This is a genomic window from Bradyrhizobium sp. 139 (assembly GCF_023074175.1).
Classification (GTDB): Bacteria; Pseudomonadota; Alphaproteobacteria; order Rhizobiales; family Xanthobacteraceae; genus Bradyrhizobium.
Genome location: NZ_JADPKS010000004.1, coordinates 1 through 1,133 on the forward strand (window position 1 = coordinate 1; position 1,133 = coordinate 1,133).

Annotated in this window: 2 protein-coding genes; both read left to right on the forward strand. The window is 60.5% G+C overall.

Going from position 1 to position 1,133, the window contains the following annotated elements; all coding sequences use genetic code 11:
- A partial coding sequence (locus tag IVA80_RS00480) for a GDP-L-fucose synthase (RefSeq protein ID WP_247424353.1) occupies positions 1-816 on the forward strand: 816 nt, incomplete at its 5' end.
- A 176-nt stretch (positions 817-992) separates the two neighbouring features.
- The coding region (locus tag IVA80_RS00485) for an NAD-binding protein (RefSeq protein ID WP_247424356.1) at positions 993-1,133 on the forward strand (141 nt) is incomplete at its 3' end.

Sequence of the window (1,133 nt, forward strand, 5' to 3'; positions counted from 1 at the left end):
CGCGAGGTCGATCTCTGCAACCAGGCCGCCGTGTTCGACTGGTTCGCGAAAACGCGGCCGCAAGTGATCTTCCTCGCCGCCGCAAAAGTCGGCGGCATCCTCGCCAACAACACGCTGCGCGCCGAGTTTATCTACGACAATATCGCGATTGCCGCGAATGTGATCCAGGCCGCGCATCTGAACGGCGCCGAGAAGCTGATGTTTCTGGGCTCTTCCTGCATCTATCCGAAGCTGGCCCCACAGCCGCTGCGCGAGGATTCGGTGCTATCGGGCCCGCTCGAGCCGACCAACGAGCCATATGCGATCGCCAAGATCGCCGGCATCAAGATGACGGAAGCCTATCGCAGCCAGTACGGTAGCGACTTCATCAGCGTGATGCCGACCAATCTCTATGGACCCGGCGACAATTATCATCCCGAATTGAGCCATGTCGTTGCCGCGCTGATCCGCCGCTTCCACGAGGCGAAGGTTTCGGACGCAAAGAGCGTGGCCGTGTGGGGCACCGGCACGCCGCGGCGCGAGTTCCTCTATGTCGACGACATGGCGGATGCCTGCGTGCACCTGATGAAGAGCTATTCGAGTGCGGAGCTGGTCAACATCGGCACCGGCGAGGACATCACCATCGCCGAGTTCGCGCGGGTCGTGGCTGACGTCGTCGGTTACGGCGGCGAAATCACCTTCGACACCTCGCGTCCCGACGGGACGCCGCGCAAGCTGCTCGATGTCAGCCGTCTCGCCAGGCTCGGCTGGCGCGCCACGACCTCGCTCGAGGACGGCTTGAAGCATGCATATGCGGCGTATCTGGCGCATATGTAGAAGGCGACAATTGCATGTTGGGTATTTCAGGAGTTTTCCGCAGCGCCTGTCACGCGCGGCGGTTAAGGTTTATTCGGTCCGCGAGCGACCTGCCCTAATGTTGGGCGTGCGGCCGGAAAGAGAAATGGTCTAGGGTGTTCAGTGGAACATCCGTCTTTAAACGAAAAGAGTTTTTCATGCGAATCGCGATGATCGGAACGGGCTATGTGGGACTGGTGTCCGGAGCCTGCTTTGCGGATTTCGGTCACGACGTCACCTGCGTCGACAAGGACGAGAAGAAGATCGCCAGCCTTCATCGCGGCGAGATCCCGATCTAC